The organism is Tsukamurella pulmonis (assembly GCF_900103175.1).
In the GTDB taxonomy this organism is placed as follows: domain Bacteria; phylum Actinomycetota; class Actinomycetes; order Mycobacteriales; family Mycobacteriaceae; genus Tsukamurella; species Tsukamurella pulmonis.
In genome coordinates, this window is sequence record NZ_FNLF01000002.1 from 537,701 (window position 1) to 551,258 (window position 13,558).

General features: G+C 69.9%; 17 protein-coding genes and 1 tRNA gene. 11 read left to right on the forward strand and 7 right to left on the reverse strand.

Annotated elements, in window-relative coordinates; genetic code table 11:
* The first annotated feature begins 13 nt into the window (after positions 1 to 13).
* Complete coding sequence (locus BLQ62_RS02895) at positions 14 to 352, forward strand: fluoride efflux transporter FluC (protein ID WP_231857557.1); 339 nt, start codon at positions 14 to 16, stop codon at positions 350 to 352.
* Entirely contained in the window at positions 349 to 705 is a 357-nt protein-coding gene (locus BLQ62_RS02900; RefSeq protein ID WP_068531735.1) for a fluoride efflux transporter FluC, read from the forward strand. The genes BLQ62_RS02895 and BLQ62_RS02900 overlap by 4 nt, the downstream gene beginning before the upstream one ends.
* Before the next feature lie 61 nt (positions 706 to 766).
* Here the strand turns inward: BLQ62_RS02900 and BLQ62_RS02905 are convergent, their stop codons facing one another.
* Both BLQ62_RS02905 and BLQ62_RS02910 read right to left on the reverse strand, forming a co-directional pair.
* The gene (locus BLQ62_RS02905; RefSeq protein WP_068531733.1) at positions 767 to 1,267 is read right to left on the reverse strand and encodes a hypothetical protein; all 501 of its coding nucleotides are present in this window, start codon (positions 1,265 to 1,267) and stop codon (positions 767 to 769) included.
* The gene (locus tag BLQ62_RS02910) at positions 1,267 to 1,731 is read right to left on the reverse strand and encodes a GatB/YqeY domain-containing protein (RefSeq protein WP_068531731.1); all 465 of its coding nucleotides are present in this window, start codon (positions 1,729 to 1,731) and stop codon (positions 1,267 to 1,269) included. The genes BLQ62_RS02905 and BLQ62_RS02910 overlap by 1 nt, the downstream gene beginning before the upstream one ends.
* Before the next feature lie 53 nt (positions 1,732 to 1,784).
* On the opposite strand from BLQ62_RS02910, the gene BLQ62_RS02915 reads away from it, so the two are divergent.
* The 5 genes from BLQ62_RS02915 (at position 1,785) to BLQ62_RS02935 (ending at position 7,477) form a co-directional block, all read left to right on the forward strand.
* Entirely contained in the window at positions 1,785 to 2,735 is a 951-nt protein-coding gene (locus tag BLQ62_RS02915; protein WP_068564807.1) for a metallophosphoesterase, read from the forward strand.
* A gap of 58 nt (positions 2,736 to 2,793) precedes the next feature.
* Positions 2,794 to 2,867 (forward strand) — tRNA-Pro (locus tag BLQ62_RS02920).
* 285 nt (positions 2,868 to 3,152) lie between these two features.
* Positions 3,153 to 5,147 carry a TerD family protein gene (locus tag BLQ62_RS02925; RefSeq protein ID WP_068564805.1) on the forward strand — a complete coding sequence of 665 codons (1,995 nt, stop codon included), beginning with the start codon at positions 3,153 to 3,155 and terminating at the stop codon, positions 5,145 to 5,147.
* Positions 5,148 to 5,345: 198 nt separating this feature from the next.
* Entirely contained in the window at positions 5,346 to 6,116 is a 771-nt protein-coding gene (locus BLQ62_RS02930) for a hypothetical protein (protein WP_068564803.1), read from the forward strand.
* A 26-nt stretch (positions 6,117 to 6,142) separates the two neighbouring features.
* The gene (locus BLQ62_RS02935; RefSeq protein ID WP_082756287.1) at positions 6,143 to 7,477 is read left to right on the forward strand and encodes an MFS transporter; all 1,335 of its coding nucleotides are present in this window, start codon (positions 6,143 to 6,145) and stop codon (positions 7,475 to 7,477) included.
* 6 nt (positions 7,478 to 7,483) lie between these two features.
* Here the strand turns inward: BLQ62_RS02935 and BLQ62_RS02940 are convergent, their stop codons facing one another.
* Entirely contained in the window at positions 7,484 to 7,918 is a 435-nt protein-coding gene (locus BLQ62_RS02940; protein ID WP_068564801.1) for a hypothetical protein, read from the reverse strand.
* A complete protein-coding gene (locus BLQ62_RS02945; RefSeq protein ID WP_231857565.1) occupies positions 7,915 to 8,475 on the reverse strand; it encodes a helix-turn-helix domain-containing protein in 561 nt (186 codons plus the stop codon). Before BLQ62_RS02945 ends, BLQ62_RS02940 begins: the two co-directional genes overlap by 4 nt.
* Positions 8,476 to 8,624: 149 nt before the next feature.
* On the opposite strand from BLQ62_RS02945, the gene BLQ62_RS02950 reads away from it, so the two are divergent.
* Together BLQ62_RS02950 and BLQ62_RS02955 are read left to right on the forward strand one after the other, a co-directional pair.
* Positions 8,625 to 9,404, forward strand: coding sequence for an aldolase (locus BLQ62_RS02950; protein WP_068564797.1), 780 nt, complete (start codon positions 8,625 to 8,627; stop codon positions 9,402 to 9,404).
* 24 nt (positions 9,405 to 9,428) lie between these two features.
* A complete protein-coding gene (locus tag BLQ62_RS02955) occupies positions 9,429 to 10,307 on the forward strand; it encodes a dihydrodipicolinate synthase family protein (RefSeq protein WP_068564795.1) in 879 nt (292 codons plus the stop codon).
* A 31-nt stretch (positions 10,308 to 10,338) separates the two neighbouring features.
* On the opposite strand, the gene BLQ62_RS02960 is transcribed toward BLQ62_RS02955, so the two are convergent.
* Positions 10,339 to 10,950, reverse strand: coding sequence for a class I SAM-dependent methyltransferase (locus BLQ62_RS02960; protein WP_068564793.1), 612 nt, complete (start codon positions 10,948 to 10,950; stop codon positions 10,339 to 10,341).
* Between the two features lie 6 nt (positions 10,951 to 10,956).
* On the reverse strand, positions 10,957 to 11,529 hold the full coding sequence (locus BLQ62_RS02965) for a metallophosphoesterase family protein (RefSeq protein WP_068564791.1): 573 nt from the start codon (positions 11,527 to 11,529) through the stop codon (positions 10,957 to 10,959).
* Positions 11,530 to 11,606: 77 nt separating this feature from the next.
* Here BLQ62_RS02965 and BLQ62_RS02970 point away from each other — a divergent pair, with 77 nt between their 5' ends.
* Positions 11,607 to 12,398, forward strand: a complete 792-nt coding sequence (locus BLQ62_RS02970; protein ID WP_068564790.1) for an acyl-CoA thioesterase domain-containing protein — start codon at positions 11,607 to 11,609, stop codon at positions 12,396 to 12,398.
* A gap of 169 nt (positions 12,399 to 12,567) precedes the next feature.
* Complete coding sequence (locus BLQ62_RS02975; protein ID WP_068531705.1) at positions 12,568 to 12,798, forward strand: hypothetical protein; 231 nt, start codon at positions 12,568 to 12,570, stop codon at positions 12,796 to 12,798.
* Here the strand turns inward: BLQ62_RS02975 and BLQ62_RS02980 are convergent, their stop codons facing one another.
* A complete protein-coding gene (locus BLQ62_RS02980; protein WP_068564788.1) occupies positions 12,799 to 13,515 on the reverse strand; it encodes a PaaX family transcriptional regulator in 717 nt (238 codons plus the stop codon).
* Between the last annotated feature and the right edge of the window lie 43 nt (positions 13,516 to 13,558).

Consider the following 13,558-nt stretch of genomic DNA (forward strand, 5'->3'; position numbering starts at 1 on the left):
CGCCCTGGGACTGGTGTTCCTCGGCGGCGCGGCCGGAACCCTCGTGCGCGCCGAGGTGGGGCACTGGCTGCCCCACAGCCCCTTCGCCTGGGCCACCTTCGCGGTGAACATGGCCGGCGCGTTCCTCCTCGGCGGGATCGTCGAGGCGCTCTCCCAACGGCCCGACGACGAGCGGCACCGCCTCGTCCGGCTGCTGCTCGGCACGGGCTTCTGCGGGGGCCTGACCACGTACAGCGCGTTCGCGCTGGACATCCACGACGCGAGCCCGGCCGTCGGCGCCCTGTACGCCGGTGCGACGGTGCTGCTCGGCCTCGTCGCCGCTCTGGCCGGGGCGGCGGTGGTCCGGCGATGACCACCGTGCTCGTCGCCCTGGGGGGCGGTCTCGGGGCCGTCCTGCGCTACCTCGTCGACGGTGCGCTGCGTGCCCGCCTGTCGTTCTGGGGCACCGCGCTGATCAACGTGTCCGGCTCGTTCGTGCTGGGGCTCCTGGCCGGGGCCGTCGCCGGGGGAGGGCTCGGCGGGACGGCGCTGGCGGTGCTCGGCACGGGGGTGTGCGGCGGCTACACGACTTTCAGCACCGCCACCGTCGAGACCCTGACCCTGCTGCGGGACAAGCGCTACCGGGACGGCGCGGTCTACGGGCTGGTCACGCTCGGTGCGAGCGTCGTTGCCGTGTGGGGCGGCTACGCGCTCGGCGCGCTGTGAGCCTCGGTGCGTTCCTGCGGTCGGCCCTCGGCGTGTCGTCGACGACACGCACCGAGGATGTTCACGCGGCGCTGCGCTCGACCGCGTACCGGTACACCGGCCGGCTGAGCACCAGCGAGAACAGCATCAGGAACATGACGATCAGGGCGCCCCACATGGGCAGGCCGGCGAGCGGCGCGCCGTTGTGGTCGATCCCGAAGCGGCTCACCGGATCCGTGTAGCCGCGCGGGTTGCCGAGCAGCACCGAGGCCGCGGCCAGCAGGAAGCCCACGAACACGGCGAGACCGTAGAGCGCAGTCGCCCAGCGCTGCCCGAACAGGGCGAACAGCCCGGTGAAGGCCATCGCTGCGACGGCCACCAGCCCCGCGATCGCGATGATGAGGATGGTGATGGTGCGCACGCCCAGCGGCGAGGCGGGGAAGTTCCCCGGGTAGCCGGTGGTGCCGAGCAGCGCCGAGCACTGGATGATCGCGGTCACGTACAGCGCGATCGCTCCCGCGCCCGCCGCGAGCGAGACCAGCACCCACAGCCACATCGCGCCGGGACGGCGCACCGTCGCCACTAGGCGAGCTTCGCCTTGACGGCGGAGGACAGCCGCTTGCCGTCCGCGGCGCCTGCGGCCTTCGCGTTGGCGACCTTCATGACCTGGCCCATCTGGCGCACCGTCGGGGCCTCGCCGAGTTCGGCGGTGACCTCGGCGATCGCGGCGTCGACGAGGGCGTCGAGCTCCTCGTCGCCGAGCTGCTTCGGCAGGTAGCGGGACATGACCTCGGCCTCGGCCCGCTCCTTGGCGGCCAGCTCGTCGCGGCCGTTGGTCTCGAAGATCTCGGCGGCCTCGCCGCGCTTCTTGACCTCGCGCGCGACCACCTTGAGGAACTCGTCGTCGGTCAGCGCGTGCGCCGTGCCGGAGGTCTCCTCGTTCTGGATCGCCGAGAGCAGCATCCGCAGCGTGCCCGTGACCAGCTGGTCCTTGGCCTTCATCGCGGTCTTGAGGTCGTCGCGGATAGCGGCCTTCACTTCTGACATGGGCTCCAATTTACGCGGTGTGCGGGGGAGCGGCTGCTGAGTATCCTGGGGGAATGGCAGTTCATCCTCTTCTGCGTGCCGGAGCGGGCCTGGCGGGCGCGGGCGTCGCCTCCCTCGCCTACGCCACCGTGTTCGAGCGCAACGCCTTCACGCTGCGCGAGCACACGCTGCCGATCCTTCCGCCGGGCACGCCCACGCTGCGGATCCTGCACATCTCGGACCTGCACATGACGCCCGGGCAGCGGCTCAAGCAGGCCTGGGTGCACGAACTCGCGGCGCTCGAGCCCGATCTGGTGGTGAACACGGGCGATAACCTCTCGCACCCGCGCGCCGTCCCGTCGGTCGTGCAGACGCTCGATCCGCTGCTCGCGCGGCCGGGCCTGTTCGTCTTCGGCTCCAACGACTACTTCGGTCCCACGCCGAAGAACCCCGCGAAGTACTTCGACAAGGACCACGAGCGCAAGCACGGCGAGCCGCTGCCCTGGCAGGATCTGCGGGCCGCGTTCGCCGAGCGCGGCTGGCTCGACGCCACGCATCAGCGGCGCCGCCTCGAGGTCGGCGGGGTCACCATCCAGGTGGCCGGCGTGGACGATCCGCACATCGAACGGGACCGGTACGAGACGATCGCCGGCCGCGCCGACGAGTCCGTCGATCTGCGTCTCGCGCTCACGCACTCGCCGGAGCCCCGCGTGCTCGACCGGTTCGCCACCGACGGCTACGACCTCGCGCTGGCCGGCCACACGCACGGCGGCCAGCTGTGCCTGCCGGTGTACGGCGCGCTGATCACCAACTGCGGGCTGGACCGCTCGCGGGTCAAGGGCGCCTCCGCGTGGGGTGCGCACATGAAGCTGCACGTCAGCGCCGGGCTCGGCACGTCGCCGTGGGCGCCGTTCCGCACCTTCTGCCGCCCCGAGGCGTCGCTGCTCACCCTCGTCGGCGCGCCCGTGCGCGACCGCGAGGTCGAGTTCGGACCCGTCGTCGCGCCGGAGGCCGTGCAGGCCTGACCTGCCGATTTCCTGCCCGACGGTGGCTGTAGTAACCTTGTGCAGGTTGTAACAGTCACGGGGTGTGGCGCAGCTTGGTAGCGCGCTTCGTTCGGGACGAAGAGGTCGTGGGTTCGAATCCCGCCACCCCGACTCGTTGGTTGAGACGACAGCAGGGCCCCTGATCAGTGGAGACACTGGCCAGGGGCCTTACTTGTTCCGTGGGCTGAGTGGGGCGTGCAGGGCGTCGTGCTGAGACTGCGTGCGTAGAGTGCTTCGTTCGTGCGCGGAGAGATTCATCCATCGCAACGCGGCTATGCGTGCCACGCATGCCCGAGTCCGGCCTAGTGATCCTCACGACCGATGGAAACCGCCGCAACGCAACCTTCTTCGTCGAGTGTCAAGGTATGGCTGCGCAATCGGCGATAGATTGACGAAATGTCCGAGCCGTATGTACTCGCCAAGGGCGGAAACGTCGGAGTCGAAGCAGTATTCGGGGATTCGTCCGCGCATGTCGTCGTCGCGGTCGAGGCTCGAATCGCTTCCGATTCGCGCGTGATTCCTACTGACGTCAGCGTTCTCATCCTCGGCGCCGGAGGAAAGGTTCGGTCGAACGACGACCTGGTGTTCTACAACCAACCGTCCGGTGCGGACGGTGCCGTTCGCCTCACGGAAACATCATCGTCGGACGATGGGGACACGACCATGATCGCTGTCGAAGTCGATCTGGCGGGGCTACCAGAGTCTGTGGATCGAGTGCTCGTGGCCGCAAGTATCGATTCGGAGGCGGACTCGAGCGCGACGTTCGGAGCTGCCGACACGGTTCGTATGGCGGTTTCGGCACCGGGGGATCGAGATGACGTGAGAATCACCAGCGAGTTGAGTGGGTTGTCCGACGAACGGGCCCTGGTTTTCGGCGAGATATACCGGCGCGACTCGGATTGGAAAATCCGAGCTGTCGGCCAGGGATACAGCGCCGGCCTCAGCGGGCTGGTCACTGAGTTCGGAATCGACGTCGATGACGCCGAGGACAGAGGAATGGGCGACGAGGTCTCAGTGGTTGAGAACGAGCGCGGTCGGGAAGCCGCGGAGGAAGTGCCGGCACGAGCCGATGCTGCGGTCGCGTTGGCTCGGCGGCGTAAACCCGTCGCAAAGATCCCGGCGGACTGGAAGGAGCGGCTCAGTCCCGGACTCCCCTCCGCTGTGCATGCGGAGCTTTGGCAGAGGGCGCGCTTGTTTCCCACGGTCGGTATTCGGAGCTCGGCTGAGCAAGAGGGCCGAACGACATCAGTTCTGCTGTCGGTGATGTCGGTGGTCCCGGATTTCGGTCGGAGGATCGTCGGTCTGCTGGGCGCGCCCCGGGGAAGAGTCGAGACGTTCTCTGAGGTCGCGTTCTCGCTCGCCGGCCACGACTACCGTCCGGACGGGGTGATTCGGGTCACTCGGGGCGCGAAGGAATGGACGGCGCTGGTTGAGGTGAAGACTGCTAAGGGATCACTGGGGAACGATCAGGTTGAGAGCTACATCAAGCTGGCTCGTGCGAAGGGGTACGACGCGGTCGTCACGATCAGTTGTGATCTCACTGTCAGTTCGAGCGAGTTGCCCTTCCGCCTCGAATCCCGGCCACCGAAGTCGGTCAGCGTCTTTCATTTGTCATGGGAGGCCATCGTGACCGAGGCTGCCCTGCAGTACGCGTCCGAGACGGGTGACCGCGTGCAGCAACGACTTCTCGAGGAGCTGCTGCTCTATGCGGCCGATCAGCAGTCGGGTATGTGGTCATTCGGTGATATGGGGCGGCATTGGGTCAAGGTTCGGGACGGAATCGCGGACGGCACGCTCGCGGCGACCGACGTAGCGACGTCGGAGATCTGCTCCAGGTTCGATCACCTCACGTGCCATGCAGCAATGCAGCTGACCTCGCTCACAGGCCGAACTGTCGTTGCGCAGATCCCGCGCGCCACGGGTGATTCTGTGAGCCGCGCCAAGCAGTTGGCCGACTCGGGCGAAGTCTTCGGGTCGCTGAAAATCAGCGGAGCAACTGCTCCCCTGATTATCAACGCCAACCTGGCCCGGCTGCGTATCGGTTGTTCGCAGAGCGTCGTTGCCCCACGGTCAGGCCGGACGAGCACAAAGGTCAATTGGCTGATCCGACAACTGAGTGCCGCACCACCGCGCCTCCGGATTGCCGCCCACCATTTCGGTAGTAGAACGGAAGTTACTTCGGCGCTGCTGGAGACGGTACGCGACGATCCGACGGTGCTACTCCCTCAGGGAGGTAGAGATATTCGCGAGTTCACCATCACTGCCGAGGCGTCGATGGGGTCTAAGCGGTCCGCCACTGAGAACGGATTCGTGTCCAGCCTGATCACGCTGGTGAACACCTTCCACCGGGACGTCACGGAAGTCGTCAAGGTGCCGCGACAGGACGCATGAGGTTTGGACCTCTGCTCGTGAAACCGTCGGCTCGTCGAGATCGCGCCACGCCAGGGTTCGGGAGAGGGTGATGCGGCTCGCCGTTCGGCTCGAGCGAATGGTTGCCATATATACCCCTAGGGGGTATATATGGCAGTGTCTCCGGCACACGGAGGCAGCCGAGCGCAGTTCGGCGAACGCACGTCGAAGGAGCGAGTCATGGACCACAGCGCACACACCGCACCGGCATTCCCGCAGGGCCTGCAGACCGCGGAGCAGGGCTATCGCATCACCCCGGCCCTGTCGATCCTCGATGCCGGCCGCACCCGCGTCGAGTTCGCGATCCTCGGCCCCGACGGTGCGCCGGTCACGGCCTTCGACGAGCAGCACGACAAGAAGCTGCACTTCATCGCCGTCCAGCGCGATACCAGCGGCTTCCAGCACGTGCACCCCGTCATGGACGCCGCCGGCACGTGGTCGGTCGAGCTGGATCTCGCCCCGGGTGTGTGGCGGTTCTTCGCGGACGTGGTCCCCACTGCGCTCGGGGCGGGCGTGGTGCTCGGCGCCGACGTCGCCGTGCCGGGCGAGTACCGTCCCGTCGACCTCCTCGCGCCCCGCGCCGTCGCCGAGATCGACGACTACCGGGTCACCCTCGACGGTGCGCTCGTGCCGGGGCAGGGCGGCGAGCTGATCGTCACCGTCACCCGCGACGGTGCCCCCGTCACCGACCTCGAGCCCTACCTCGCGGCCTACGGCCACCTGGTCGCGCTGCGCGCCGGCGATCTGGCCTACCTGCACGTCCATCCAGAGGGCGGACCGTCGAACCCGGCGACCCCCGCCGGCCCGGAGATCCGCTTCCACGCCATGGCCCCGTCGGCCGGGACGTACCGCCTGTTCCTCGATTTCCAGCACGGCGGCACCGTCCGCACTGCGGAGTTCACCCTCGTCGCCGACGGTGCCGCACCGCACGCCGGGCACGCCCACCACTGATCCCGCCTCGATCACCAGGAGCCACCGTGGGTCCCTTCTCGCACCGCGATTTCCGGATGCTGTTCAGCGCGCAGATCGTCGCGCTGCTTGGCACGGGCCTGACCACCGTCGCGCTGGGCCTGCTCGCCTACGAGATCGCGGGCTCCTCGGCCGCCGTCGTGCTCGGCACCGCCCTGACGATCAAGATGGTGCTGTACGTCGTGATCGCCCCGCTCGCCGCGGCGTACGTCGACCGGCTCCCGCGGCGGGCCTTCCTGGTCGCCCTCGACCTCGTGCGCGCGGGCATCGTGCTGGCGTTGCCCTTCGTCACCGAGGTGTGGCAGATCTACGTGTTGATCGGCACCCTGCAAGCGGCGTCGGCGGCGTTCACCCCCACGTTCCAGGCCGTCATCCCCGACATCATCACCGACGAGCGCGAGTACACCACCGCGCTGTCCGCGTCGCAGGTCGCGTACACGATGGAGAGCCTGGTCAGCCCCGTGGTCGCGGCGCTCGCGCTGCTGCTCATCGATTTCGACGTCCTGTTCGTCGGCACCGCAGTCGGTTTCGTCGTCTCCGCGTTCCTCGTACTCAGGGCGACGGTGCCCGACGCGCGCCGCGCGCCGGGGGGCGGTCCCGCCGATCGGATCCTCTCCGGGGTGAGGCTCTTCGCCCGCACTCCGAGCCTGCGCGGCGTGCTCGCGGTGAACTTCGCGGTCGCGGCGGCCGGCTCGATCGTGGTGGTCAACACCGTGAACTACGTCCGCGATCAGCTGGGCGGCAACGAATCCCAGGTCGCCTGGATGCTCGCCGCATCCGGCGGCGGGACTCTACTGGTGGCGCTGGCCGTGCCGCGGCTGCTGGATCGGTTCACCGAACGCTCCGTGATGCTCACGGGCGCAGCGCTACTCACCGCCGCGGCAACGGGGGCGACGGCGATGGCCGCCGCCGACACTCCGTCGTGGGCGCTGACCGCGGTGGTGTGGTTCGCGAGCGGCGCCGGCTCGGCGCTGGCGATCACGCCCACCGGCAAGGTACTGCGGGCGGCCGCCGCGCCGAGCGACGTGGCCGCCGTCTTCGCCGCCCAGTTCTCGCTCTCGCACCTGGCCTGGCTCGTCGCCTATCCGATCGCGGGGTGGGGTGCGAACCGCTTCGGGCTCGTCCCCGCCTGGGCACTGCTGGCCGGAATCGCCACTGCCGGAGCGGTTCTCGCGCCGATCCTGTGGCGTCGCACCGCCGGGGGAGTGGTCGAGCCTGCACCGTCGGACGAGGCGCCGATGCCCGAGCCCGAGCTCGTGCCGGGCAGCCCCGCCTGGCGGCACACCGCCGCCGCGGGCGGCACCCTCACCGAGTGCCAGTGCACCTGCGGGCAGGCGGCCTGACGGTCGTCACCAGGCGGCGACGAAGCCGACGAGCAGAACCGCGAACGCGCCGATCTCGGCGACGATGAGCGCCACCATGAAACCGCGTACTCCCGGTGCGGGCGGGGCCAATTGGTTGTCGGTGTCGCGGCGCGCGCCGTGCCAGCAGTAACTGGCGATGGCGGCGACGAAGAAGAAGACGAGGACCGCGGAGGCCGTCAGGTTCACCCACTGCGGCCACGCGCTCAGCTCCACGAAGACCGCCGTCAGCGCGAGCGCGAAGGAGTACATCAGCGCCGCGCGGTGCGCGATGTCCACGTACACGTGTGCCTGGTGCTCGGGGGACGTCATGATTCCGCGGTACTTCCACACCCCGAGCCCCAGTGCCCACAGGAAGACCAGTCCCGCGGCGAGCAGCGTCAGTCGGGTGTCGAGGCCGAGTGCGGTGGTGTCGATGGTCATGCGTCCTCGGTCCCCTCGTGCGAGCGCGGGTGGTGGTAGCCGATCGTCGTGACGACCAGTGCGGTCGCGCAGCCGCCGGACTCGGCGGTGAGCCAGTGGGGTCGACGGGCGTCGAAGTACGCCGAATCACCCACGTGCAGAACGGTCTCCTCGTCGTCGACGGTGAGCTTCACGATCCCTTCGGTGACGTACACCAGCTCGTCCCCCTCGTGGTGCACCGGACCGCTGCCGGTGGCGCTCGGATGAACGACGAACGGGTGCATCTGCTTGCCGGGCAGGACCGCCGCGATCGGGTCGTGGATCGGCAGGGGTGCGGACGCCGGGTCGATCCGGCGCGCGGCGCGCTCGACGGTGACGGTGCCCGGCCGCTCGGCCTCCGGGGTGCCGAAGATGTCGGCGGCGTCGACGCCCAGCGTCTCGGCGATCCGCAGGGCGATCGCGATGGAGGGGGAGCTCTTCCCCCGCTCGACCTTCGACAGGTAGCTCTTGGTGACGCCGACCCGGTCCGCGAGGACCTCCAGCGTCATTCCGGCGCTCAGGCGGTGCGCTCGGAGCATGGCGGACACGGGCACCCCTCTCTGTCGACGGCCCTTTGGAGGGTACACGCTCGGCAACAGGTGACGAATAGGAATCGAGTTGACGATAGGACACGAGTGTCCTACGGTGGCGTCAGTCGAACGGAACACCTCGGAAGGGCGGAACAGTCATGGCGTCAACGATGAAGCTCGGCAAGCAGGAACTGATGGACACGGCTCACGCGGCGATGCAGTCCCGGATCGCCGTTCGTGAGTGGAGCGACAGGGAGAAGCTGGCGCTGACCTGTCGCGCCCTCTTCGACGACGGGCACAACTCCGGTCTGGCGGGCCAGATCTCGGCGCGCGGCGAGGCGGATGCGACGTTCTGGACGCAGCGCCTCGGACTCGGATTCGACGAGATCACCAGCGACAATCTCCTGCTCGTGGACGAGGACCTCACCGTCCTCGAAGGAGAGGGGATGGCGAACCCCGCCAACCGCTTCCACAGCTGGATCTACCGGGCCCGGCCGGACGTCAACTGCATCATCCACACGCACCCGCTGCACATCGCCGCGCTGTCGATGCTCGAGGTGCCGCTCCAGGTCTCGCAGATGGACATCGCGCCCCTGTACGACGACTGCGCGTTCCTCCCCGACTGGCCGGGCGTACCGGTGGGGAACGAGGAGGGCGAGATCATCTCGGCCGCACTCGGTGACAAGCGGGCGATCCTGCTGGCGCACCACGGGCAGCTCGTGGTGGGCGCGACCATCGAGGAGGCGTGCTCGCTCGCGCACCTGATCGAGCGCGCCGCCCGGCTTCAGCTGCTGGCGATGAGTGCCGGCGAGATCAAGCCGCTGCCACCGCGGCTCGCGCAGGAGGCCCACGACTGGACCGTCAGCCCCCGTCGCAGCGAAGCCAACTTCCAGTACTACGCGCGCCGCGCGCTCCGCAATCACCCCGACGCCGTCTGACCCCCGAACAGAGGACTGAACCCGATGAGTATCCACGGCATCGTCGCCTATCCCGTCACCCCGTTCACCGCAGCGGGCCGCATCGATCACACGGCACTCCACGCGATCCTCGACCGGTTGCTCGACGGCGGCGCGTCCGCCATCGCCCCGCTCGGCAGCACCGGCGAGGCCGCCTACCTGGAACTGACCGAGTGGACCGAGACGGCTGCGAGCACCATCGGCCATGTCGCCGGTCGAGCTCCGACCGTCGTCGGCGTCTCCGACCTGACGACCGGCGGTGCGGTGCACCGCGCGCGGATCGCCGAGGGGCTCGGAGCGGACGCGATCATGGCGCTCCCCGTGTCCTACTGGCGGTTGACCGCGCTCGAGGTGCAGCGCCATTTCGAGGCCATCGCCGCGGCGGTGGGGATCCCCGTCATGGTCTACAACAACCCCGCGACGGCGGGTGTCGACCTCGCCCCGGAGCAGCTGTGGGAACTGGTACGCGACGTCGAGAACATCACGATGGTCAAGGAGTCCACCGGCGACATCGAGCGCATGCACCGCCTGCGGGAGCTCAGTGACGGCACCCTGCCCTTCTTCAACGGCAGCAATCCGCTCGCGCTCGAGGCCTTCCGCGCCGGTGCAGCGGGATGGTGCACCGCCGCACCGTGCCTGATCCCGGAGGAGATCGCCGCGTTCCACGCCGCCGTCGTCGCGGACGACGCGCCCGCCGCCGAAGCGCTGTTCGCGCGGATCGAACCGCTCCTGCAGTTCATCGTGGCGCGCGGCCTCCCGACGACCGTGAAGGCCGGGCTCGCCCGCACCGGAATCCCGTCCGGTTCGCCCCGGCCGCCGCTCCTGGACCTGGACGGCGACGAGACCGCGACGATGATGCGATTGATCGAATCCGCCCGCAGCTGAGTGCGGCCCGGCTCCGGCGCACGCCTGCTCCTCAGCCGTGCGCGCGACCGAGCACCAGCGGAGACGTCGGGATCGGCACCCACGCGGGCGCGAGCATCCGGTCCTCCACCGAGGTCACGGCGAACCCCGCGCCGCTGATCAGCCCGACGGCATCGCGGTGGGCGTGGCAGTTCCCGAACACCCGCGGCCACAGGGTGGTCGCGTCCACCGCCTTCTGCAGGCCCTCGAGCATCCCGCCGCGCGCGGCGACGTGCTCGAGGAAGCGGAGCTCACCGTCGGGGCGCAGGAGCGAACGGACCTGCCGGACCGCGCCCGCGGGTTCGGGCAGTGAGCACAGCACCAGGCTGAACACCACCGCGTCGAAGGGCTCCGCCGGCGCGTACTCGTCGAGCCGCTCGGGACGCACCTCGATGCGCTCGTCCGCCACCGTCGCCGCCTCGGCCCGCAGCGCGGCCTCGGGCTCGAGCGCGACCACGGCCGTCACCTCCGGTGGGTACAGCGCGAAGTTCGTGCCGGTGCCCGCGCCCACCTCCAGCACCCGCCCCGACAACCCGGCCAGGTTGCGCCGGCGCAGCTCGGTCACCTGCGCCGGCTCGTTGCGCACCAGCCGCGGCCACATCCGCACGAAGAACGACTCGCCCATGCTCTATCAGTACCCCAGCGTCATCTCGGCCATGAGCCGATCCGCCGGAGCGGGCGCAAGGTCCCACGCCTCGAGCGAGACGCAGATCGACCGCTCCCCGGAGCGCCGCTCGGTGGCGTGCGTGTGCCCGTGCAGCAGCCACATCCCCCGATCGGGCAGCTGGAACTGGGCGAACTCGTCGCGCTCGAACCGGTCCGGCGTACCCGCGTACGGGTAGTGGCACAGCAGCACGCCGTGCCCGCCGATCTTCGTGCGGGCGTGCTGCTGCACCGAGCGGAAGACCTCCGCGTAGGCGGCGAAGAAGCGTTGCGCGCCGCGCCGCATGGGATTCACCGGATCGTGGTTGCCGGTCACCAGGTGCAGGGGGACGCGCAGGGTGCCGAGCTGCGCCAGCGCCGATTCCATGCTGGCCACGCCGCCCGAGCAGATATCGCCCAGGACCCACAGCGCGTCGGTGTCCGGGTCCAGCTCGTGCAGTCCCTCCATCACCGCCGCGTCGTGCTCGGCGACGCCGGCGAACCCGCGCAGCTCGGCGAGTTTCGGGTGCGCCAGATGCAGGTCGGAGGTGAAGTGGTCCACCCGGAAACGATGGCATCCGCGGCGGCCGGACGCACGCGAATACCGCGCGGCCCGGTGCGCCTGGTAAACCGATAGGAATGACCACCGTGGAGGTACCCGCGCAGTTCGCCCGCAGCGGCGACGGTTTCACGTCGCTGCCCGCCGCCGAGGGACGTTGGGCGCCCGGCACCCTGTCGGGGCCGGCGATCGCGGGCCTGCTCGCGCAGGTCCTCGACACCGAATTCGGCGAGGGCCTCGTCGGCACGCGCTGGCACTGCGACATGTTCCGCATGGTCCGCTCCGGCCGCCTCGACGTGCGCACGAACCTCGTCCGCTCGGGCCGCCGCATCCGCGTCGCCGAGGCCGAGATCGTCCAGAACGACAAGACCGTCGTCCGCGCCGCCGTCACGTTCTACCACCGGGCCCCGCAGCCCGACGGTGCCGTCTGGTCCGACCCGCACGTCCCCGCACCGCCGCCCGCCGGGGCACCGCGTCTCGCGATGGCCGGTGGCGCCGGCGAGTACATCTCCTCCGACACCCCGGAGCAGTGGGCCACCGCCGAACGCAAGCGCGTGTGGACCCGGGGCTGGCGCGTCCTCGACGGCGAGGAGACCACCCCCTTCGCCCGCGCCGCGATGGTCTCCGACTGCACGAACCTGGTGACCGGCATGGGCACGGGCGGCGTCGAGACCATCAACGGCGACGTCTCCATGGCCATCGCCCGCGCACCCCGTGGCGACGAGATCGGCCTGGAGGCCGACCAGTTCGTCATCGTCGACGGCATCAGCATCTCCTCGGCGAGCATGTTCGACCGCGACGGCCGGTTCGGCGTCTGCACCGTCACCGGGGTCGCCACCGGTTCCGCCGTGCACGGGCCCACGTCGGCCTGAGTGCGCTCGGCCGGACGGCGTTCGCCGACCACCAGCCGGCGTGCGGTGGCGGCGATTCGTCGGGTAACGGACATGCAACGGTCACCTGCAATTCGTCACACCGGTCACAGGCCCCGCCTACTGTGCAGGTGAACGGCTCCACTCGGGGGCCGCGCAGAGAGGCACCATCATGGGGCTCGCCAGCGTCCGCAGCGAACTCGACGATCTCACCGCCCAGCTCACGCTCATCGCCGCATCCATCGGTCGCACCGGCGACGACCTCCAGATCGACGCTCGGAGCCTGCACGAGACCGGCTCCTGCGATGCGGTCAACTCCATCGCCCGCCGCCTGGACGATCAGGGGCTGCAGCTGCGGCGCCTGCAGGCGCGGATCACGAAGGTCGTCGACGCGCTGGCCTGATCAGCCCCGCCCGATCCGCATCGCCGCGAGCCACGCGCGGAAGTCCGCGTAGGCCGCGGTGAGCTGCGCCGACGGCCAGTCGACGGGCCGGAGTTCGGCGGGCAGCAGCGGGTCCTGGTAGAGGTGCCGGACGACCGACACCATCGTCAGGAATCGCGCCCGCCCGTCGTCGCCGGCCTCCGCGACGGCGCCCAGCAGAGCGTGTCCGCGTTGCGACCACGCGGGCAGGTCCCACAGCGTCCGCGCCAGGTCGACGGGGTCGTCGTCCGGTCGCGCTCGGAAACCGGTGGTCACCTCCCGGATCGAGGCGGGCAGCGCCCGATCGAGGTTCGCGGGCCGCATCCACACGCCTTCCCGCAGCTCCGCGAGCCGCAGACGCGTCATCTCCGTCCGCAGTTCGGCGCGGTCGCCCGCGCTGCGCCCGGTGGTGGTGACGATCGCCGTCTCCCAGGTGCCGTCCCAGGGCGTGGTCGCCGGGGAGTCCGTGCGTGCCTGCCGCTGCGCGAGTCGCTCCGAGAGCGCGTACCGGCCGCCGTCGCGGACCAGGTCACCCGCGGTCACCATGCGCGACATCGCCGCGCGGGTCGTGGATTCCGAGACGCCGAACAGCCGCATCGCCGCCACGATCTCGCGGCCCTCGAGCTCGGGCGGGTGCGCGCCGAGCAGCAGGCTGAGCACGGCCGATCGCGCGGAGACCGTGGCGGTGAGCGTGGACATCGGCGTCGACGCTACACCGGGCCGCTGTCGCTTCGCCGCTGCC

Excerpts from the sequence above, each read along its gene's own strand:
- BLQ62_RS02970 (WP_068564790.1), top strand. The coding sequence starts at position 11,607 with ATGACCACCGTGGAGGTACCCGCGCAGTTCGCCCGCAGCGGCGACGGT.
- BLQ62_RS02950 (WP_068564797.1), top strand. The coding sequence starts at position 8,625 with ATGGCGTCAACGATGAAGCTCGGCAAGCAGGAACTGATGGACACGGCT.
- BLQ62_RS02930 (WP_068564803.1), top strand. The coding sequence starts at position 5,346 with ATGGACCACAGCGCACACACCGCACCGGCATTCCCGCAGGGCCTGCAG.
- BLQ62_RS02940 (WP_068564801.1), bottom strand. The coding sequence starts at position 7,918 with ATGACCATCGACACCACCGCACTCGGCCTCGACACCCGACTGACGCTG.
- BLQ62_RS02900 (WP_068531735.1), top strand. The coding sequence starts at position 349 with ATGACCACCGTGCTCGTCGCCCTGGGGGGCGGTCTCGGGGCCGTCCTG.
- BLQ62_RS02980 (WP_068564788.1), bottom strand. The coding sequence starts at position 13,515 with ATGTCCACGCTCACCGCCACGGTCTCCGCGCGATCGGCCGTGCTCAGC.
- BLQ62_RS02925 (WP_068564805.1), top strand. The coding sequence starts at position 3,153 with ATGTCCGAGCCGTATGTACTCGCCAAGGGCGGAAACGTCGGAGTCGAA.
- BLQ62_RS02955 (WP_068564795.1), top strand. The coding sequence starts at position 9,429 with ATGAGTATCCACGGCATCGTCGCCTATCCCGTCACCCCGTTCACCGCA.
- BLQ62_RS02915 (WP_068564807.1), top strand. The coding sequence starts at position 1,785 with ATGGCAGTTCATCCTCTTCTGCGTGCCGGAGCGGGCCTGGCGGGCGCG.
- BLQ62_RS02945 (WP_231857565.1), bottom strand. The coding sequence starts at position 8,475 with ATGCTCCGAGCGCACCGCCTGAGCGCCGGAATGACGCTGGAGGTCCTC.
- BLQ62_RS02975 (WP_068531705.1), top strand. The coding sequence starts at position 12,568 with ATGGGGCTCGCCAGCGTCCGCAGCGAACTCGACGATCTCACCGCCCAG.
- BLQ62_RS02910 (WP_068531731.1), bottom strand. The coding sequence starts at position 1,731 with ATGTCAGAAGTGAAGGCCGCTATCCGCGACGACCTCAAGACCGCGATG.
- BLQ62_RS02960 (WP_068564793.1), bottom strand. The coding sequence starts at position 10,950 with ATGGGCGAGTCGTTCTTCGTGCGGATGTGGCCGCGGCTGGTGCGCAAC.